Below are 337 nucleotides of genomic sequence, written 5' to 3'. Positions count from 1 at the left end.
CGCGGAGGGCCGCGACAAGGTGCCGACGGCCGCTCTCTCGCGCGGGGTGGCCGGTGTGGCCGGACGTACGCTCATCGTCAACCTGCCAGGCTCCACCGGCGGAGTGCGTGACGGACTGGCCGTCCTCGACCGACTCCTGGTGCACGCCGTCGACCAGCTCCGCGGCGGCGATCACCCCCGACCGGGGAGCCCGAGCTGAACGTCCCGACCTGGCCGGTGATCCTGGTGGACGGCGACGTCGCCCTCCGGCCGATAAAGATGCGCGACCAGCGCATGTGGCGCGAGGTCAACCGGCGCAACCGGGACTGGCTGCGCCCCTGGGAAGCGACCGTGCCCC

The 337-nt window shown here is 73.3% G+C and carries 1 protein-coding gene and 1 pseudogene; both read left to right on the top strand.

Annotated features, from left to right (window positions below; all coding sequences use genetic code 11):
* On the top strand, nt 1-199 hold a 199-nt coding region (locus JGS39_RS40405), incomplete at its 5' end, for a MogA/MoaB family molybdenum cofactor biosynthesis protein (protein WP_372456205.1).
* A gap of 17 nt (nt 200-216) precedes the next feature.
* Nucleotides 217-337: pseudogene (locus JGS39_RS41350) on the top strand (GNAT family N-acetyltransferase); the annotation flags it as partial.

The sequence above is a fragment of the Streptomyces poriferorum genome, from assembly GCF_019399235.1.
GTDB lineage: Bacteria > Actinomycetota > Actinomycetes > Streptomycetales > Streptomycetaceae > Streptomyces > Streptomyces poriferorum.
The sequence above is the reverse complement of the archived record's forward strand: the minus strand, read 5'-3'. Positions and strand labels throughout refer to the sequence as shown.